Source organism: Rhodoferax sp. UBA5149 (assembly GCF_002413825.1).
Taxonomy (GTDB): Bacteria; Pseudomonadota; Gammaproteobacteria; order Burkholderiales; family Burkholderiaceae_C; genus Rhodoferax.
In genome coordinates this window covers 58,209-63,130 of sequence record NZ_DHXT01000088.1, presented here as the reverse complement: position 1 = coordinate 63,130, position 4,922 = coordinate 58,209, and the positions used below count along the sequence as shown (strand labels likewise).

Here is a 4,922-nt window from a genome sequence, read left to right as displayed (position 1 = left end):
GCGCTCGACGCCGGCGCGGTTGTGCCAGCTGCGGTCGAACAGCACGATCTCGCCAGCGGCCGGCAGGTGCGGCACGTAGCGCTGAAAATACCATTGCGTCTGCTCGCGCTCGCTCGGCTTGGCCAGTGCCACGGTACGGCATCGTAGCGGAGCGCTGCAGGCGGAGATGACGGGCACCCTGCCGGGCCTACTTGTAGATCTTTTTGAGCAACAGCAGCAAGGTCTTGCGCTCGGCGGCGGTCAAGCGCGAGGTGGCTTCGAGTTCGAGCTGGGCCGCGGTTTTTTCCGCGTCGCGCATCATTGCTTCGCCGCTGGCGGTCAGGTGCAGGCCCATGGCCCGGCCGTCATGGGGATGGCGGCGCCGGCTGATCAACGCCCGCTTTTCCATCGCATTCACCATCGCGACCAGGTTGGGCGCCAGAATGCCCAGGGTGTCGCACAACTGGCGTGAGGTAATGCCGGGATTGTGCGCGACCAGCGACAGCACGGAGAAGTCCACCGGGCGCAAGTCAAAGATGGTCATGCGCTCCAGGAAGACCGCGATGATGGCCAGGGCCGCCCGGCGCGAGTTGTACCCCGCCAGGCTTTCCAGGTAGCGGGTATCCACTTTTTCAACGAAGGGGGTGAGGGTCTTGGCGTCCATGGCGTTCAGCAGGGAAAGGGTGGGAGCATAACCAGCGCGCGCGGCGTGCCCACGGTGTCAGGCGCCCAGCGCTGCGGTTTTTTTCCGGGCCGCGCCCAGATAGGTGTCGATCACGCGCGGGTCGGTGGCCAGCGCGGCGGCCGGTCCCTGCAGGACGATTTCGCCCATTTCCAGGACGTAACCGTAGTCAGCGGTTTCCAGCGCCGCGCGGGCGTTTTGCTCCACCAGCAGGGTAGTGACGCCGGTTTTTCGCAGGGCGTCAATGGTGCGGAATATTTCTATCACGATCAGCGGCGCCAGACCCAGACTGGGCTCGTCCAGCATCAGCAGTTGGGGGCGTGACATCAGCGCCCGGCCCACGGCCAGCATTTGACGTTCACCGCCGGAGAGCGTGCCGGCCTCTTGGGTACGGCGCTCCTTGAGACGCGGGAACAGTTCAAACACGACATCGATCTGCTCGCGCCATTGCTTGTTGTGCAGCCTGACCTGGCGATACGCACCCAGCACCAGATTGTCTTCCACCGACATGCTGCCAAACAGCTCGCGCCGTTCCGGCACCAGGGCCACGCCCAGCATGACCCGTTCTTCGAGCGGCAGCGTGGCGATGGAGGCACCGGCGTAGTCAATGCGGCCGCTGGACGGCAGCACGCCCATCAAGGCGTTCAGCAGGGTTGATTTGCCGGCGCCGTTGGGTCCGATGACGGTGATGATGCTGCCGGGCGCGGCTTCGAGCGTGATGCCGCGCAGGACTTCGGCTTTGCCGTAGCCCGCGTGCAGGCCCTGCACCTGGAGAAGAGGAATTGACATGACGGTGGCTTTCTCAGTGCTCGGTGCCGAGATAGGCGGCACGGACTTCGGGGCTGGCCTGGATTTCTTCAGGCGTGCCCTCGATCAGGCGGGTGCCAAATTCCATCACCACGATGCGGTCGGTGACTTGCATGACCAAATCCATGTCGTGCTCCACCAGCAAAATGCTCAAGCCCTCGGATTTGAGCTGGCGCAGCACATCGGCCAGGGCCTCTTTTTCCTTGTGGCGCAAGCCGGCGGCGGGTTCGTCCAGTAGCAGTAGGGCCGGGTCGTTGCACAGGGCGCGGGCAATTTCCAGCAGGCGCTGCGGGCCCATGGCCAGGTTGCCCGCCAGTTCATGCAGGTGGTCGCCCATGCCGATGCGCCGCAGCTGAAACTCGGCTTCCTTGAACAGGCTTTGTTCCTCGCTGCGGTCCAGGCGCAGCATGGCCGCTACGGCCCCGCGCTGGCCGCGCAAGTGGGCGCCCAGGGCCACGTTTTCCAGCACCGTCATGTCGGCGATCATCTTGACGTGCTGGAAGGTGCGGGAGATGCCGCGTTTGGCGATTTCGCGCGACGGCAGTCCGCTGATGGTTTCACCGCGGAAAGTGACGCGCCCGCTGGTCAGCCCCAGCACGCCGGTAATCAGGTTGAAGGTGGTGGATTTGCCGGCGCCATTGGGGCCGATCAGGCCCACAATCTGGTCCGAGCGGACGCTGAAGTTGATGTCGTTGACCGCCACCAGGCCACCAAAAGCCTTGCGAATATCGATCGCTTGCAGCACGACCTCGCCAGCCGCAGGTTTGCTGCGATGCACCAGGGCGGGGGCGTTGTGCCAGTCGACCGGGCGCGCCGGTTTGGGCAACTTGCGGTCGACAAAGGCCCAGATGCCTTCGGGGGCGTACTTCAGGGTCAGCACCAGCAGCACGCCGAAGACGATGGTTTCGTAGCTGCCGCTGGTGCCAATCAGTTTGGGCAACAGCACCTGCAACTGATCCGCCAGCAGCTTGGTGATGGTGACCCCGGTGGTGGCGCCCCACACATGGCCGGCACCGCCCAAGACCGCCATGAACAGGTATTCGATGCCAACCTGCACGCCGAACGGGGACGGGGTGACCGAGCGCTGAAAATGCGCATACAGCCAGCCCGACACACTGGCCAGCAAGGCCGACAGAACGAAAATGCCGATCTTGAAGCGCAGGGTATCAATGCCCATGGACTCGGCCATCTGCGACCCGGTTCTGAGCGCGCGGATGGCGCGGCCCACGCGCGAGTCCAGCAGGTGGAGCAGGCCCAGCGCGCCCAGCAGTACCAGCGCCCAGGTCATCACAAAGAAGAGGCGACCCTGCCCCAGCTCCCAGCTCCACAGCGCCAAGCCGGGGACCCCCGCAATGCCGTCGTATTTGCCCAGCGCGTCCAGGTTGCCCATGGTGTAGTACAGCGACAAGCCCCAGGCCAGGGTGGCCAGCGGCAGGTAGTGGCCTGACATGCGCAGCGTGATCCAGCCCAGAATGAGGGCGCAGCCGGCGGTCAGCGCCAGCCCGATAAACAGCGTGAGCCAGGGCGAGAGCCCGGCGTGCACCGTGAGGTAAGCCGAGGTGTAGGCGCCAATGCCGACAAATGCCGCTTGGCCGAAGGAGGTGAGTCCGCCGACACCGGTCAGGAGGATCAACCCCAGCACGGCCAGGCTGGAGATGCCGATGTAATTGAGCTGGGTAATCCAGAATTCGGGCACCGGCAGCAGCGCGATCAGGCCCAGGGCGGTGACCAGCGCCAGCCAGCCTGTTTTTCTCAAAGTCATGTCAGTGCTCCTCGTCCGAGTGACCGGCTTTGAGTGAGCGCCACAACAACACGGGCAGGATCAGGGTGAACACAATGACTTCCTTGAACGCGCTGGCCCAGAAGGAACTAAAAGCCTCAATCACGCCAACCAGCAGGGCGCCCAGCGCGGCGCCCGGGTAGCTGACCAGACCACCGATGACGGCCGCCACAAAGCCCTTCAGGCCGATCAGAAATCCGGAGTCGAAAAATACGGTGGCGATCGGGCCAATCAACAAGCCGGACAGCGCGCCGATGAGGGCCGCCATGGCCAGCGTGAGCTGGCCCGCCGCCTGCGAGGAAATTCCCATCAGTCGCGCCCCCAGGCGGTTCACCGCCGTGGCGCGTAGCGCCTTGCCGTACAGCGTGCGTTCAAAAAAAAGCCAGAGCAGCACCATGAAGGCACTGGAGGTCAGCGCAATGATGATGGCTTGCCCGGAAAGATTGACCGCACCCAGGCTGAACCGCGCATCCCAGAACGAGGGATTGCGAAAACCTTCGGCGCCAAAAAACAGCAACCCCAGACCGGTGAGGGCGAAGTGCACGCCGACCGACACAATCAGCAACACCAGCGAGCTCGCATCCGCCAGCGACTGATAGGCCAGCCGGTACACCAGCGGTCCGAACGAGGTCACGATACAGACCGACAAGCCGGCCTGCACCAGCAAGGAGAACTGCTGGGGCGCGGCCCACAGGGTGATGAGAGAAATGGCGACCGGAAAGGCCAGCACCCTGAGACCGGCCAGCGCGGCCGACGCGACCGATTTGTGCCGTTTCCAGGTCTGAAAAGACTCGGCCAGGGCCGCCAGAGCGGCCAGCAGCAGCAGCAGCCAGATGGTGCCCGGCACCTTGCCGGTCTGCAAAATGGCCAGGGTCAGCGCGCCGTAGGTGACGAACTCCCCCTGGGGAATGAAGATGATGCGGGTCACCGCAAACACCAACACGGTTGCCAGACCCAGCAGCGCGTAAATGGCGCCATTGGTCAGTCCGTCGACCAGCAGGATACCGGCAATAGAAAAGTCCATGTTTATTGCAGCTTCCAGTCGCCGTTGGTGATGCGCATGATGACGCCGGTGTCATCGGTGTAGCCGGCGTGGTTGGTAGCGCTGTAATTCACGGTGCCGTGGAACAGCGGAATCGGCCCGGCATTTTCCAGGGCTGCCTTCAGGGCGCCCCGGAATTCCTTGGTACCGGGCTTGGCGGTTTTCAGCGCAATCGGAATGATTTTCTGCAGAACGATCGACGCATCGTAGGCATGGGCGGCGAACGGGTTGCGGGTATTGGGTCCATAGACTTTCTCCCAGGCCGTCACGTACGCCATGGCCACCTTTTTGCTGGGGTGGTTGGCCGGCAACTGCTCGGCCACCATACCGGGGCCGGCCACCACAAAGGCACCTTCCACGTCCTTGCCGCCGACCCGCATCAGATCGCGCGATGCTGCGCCATGGGTCTGGTAGATCTTGCCTTTGTAGCCGCGCTCAATCAGGGCCTTGTGCGGCATCGCGGCGCCGCTGCCGGAAGCCACAATCAAGATCGCATCGGGCGCACCTGCCGTGACTTTGAGCGCCTGACCAGTGACGCTGGTGTCGGTACGGGCAAAGCGCTCTTCCGATACAAACTTGAGGTCGGTGCCGGCCATTTTGACCTTCATGTCGCGCAGGAAGAGTTCACCGTA

At 63.8% G+C, this 4,922-nt stretch carries 5 protein-coding genes and 1 pseudogene; all 6 read right to left on the bottom strand.

Annotated features, from left to right (window positions below; all coding sequences use genetic code 11):
* A pseudogene (locus B3V69_RS07710) lies at window positions 1–150 on the bottom strand (polyphosphate kinase 2); the annotation flags it as partial.
* 37 nt (window positions 151–187) lie between these two features.
* Window positions 188–643 carry a MarR family winged helix-turn-helix transcriptional regulator gene (locus B3V69_RS07705; protein WP_296445321.1) on the bottom strand — a complete coding sequence of 152 codons (456 nt, stop codon included), beginning with the start codon at window positions 641–643 and terminating at the stop codon, window positions 188–190.
* Window positions 644–700: 57 nt separating this feature from the next.
* On the bottom strand, window positions 701–1,450 hold the full coding sequence (locus B3V69_RS07700) for an ABC transporter ATP-binding protein (protein WP_296445319.1): 750 nt from the start codon (window positions 1,448–1,450) through the stop codon (window positions 701–703).
* Between the two features lie 13 nt (window positions 1,451–1,463).
* The gene (locus tag B3V69_RS07695) at window positions 1,464–3,230 is read right to left on the bottom strand and encodes an ABC transporter permease subunit (RefSeq protein WP_296445316.1); all 1,767 of its coding nucleotides are present in this window, start codon (window positions 3,228–3,230) and stop codon (window positions 1,464–1,466) included.
* Between the two features lies 1 nt (window position 3,231).
* Window positions 3,232–4,272 carry a branched-chain amino acid ABC transporter permease gene (locus tag B3V69_RS07690; protein ID WP_296445315.1) on the bottom strand — a complete coding sequence of 347 codons (1,041 nt, stop codon included), beginning with the start codon at window positions 4,270–4,272 and terminating at the stop codon, window positions 3,232–3,234.
* A 2-nt stretch (window positions 4,273–4,274) separates the two neighbouring features.
* A partial coding sequence (locus B3V69_RS07685) for an ABC transporter substrate-binding protein (protein ID WP_296445313.1) occupies window positions 4,275–4,922 on the bottom strand: 648 nt, incomplete at its 5' end.

Excerpts from the sequence above, each read along its gene's own strand:
- B3V69_RS07705 (WP_296445321.1), bottom strand. The coding sequence starts at position 643 with ATGGACGCCAAGACCCTCACCCCCTTCGTTGAAAAAGTGGATACCCGC.
- B3V69_RS07700 (WP_296445319.1), bottom strand. The coding sequence starts at position 1,450 with ATGTCAATTCCTCTTCTCCAGGTGCAGGGCCTGCACGCGGGCTACGGC.
- B3V69_RS07695 (WP_296445316.1), bottom strand. The coding sequence starts at position 3,230 with ATGACTTTGAGAAAAACAGGCTGGCTGGCGCTGGTCACCGCCCTGGGC.
- B3V69_RS07690 (WP_296445315.1), bottom strand. The coding sequence starts at position 4,272 with ATGGACTTTTCTATTGCCGGTATCCTGCTGGTCGACGGACTGACCAAT.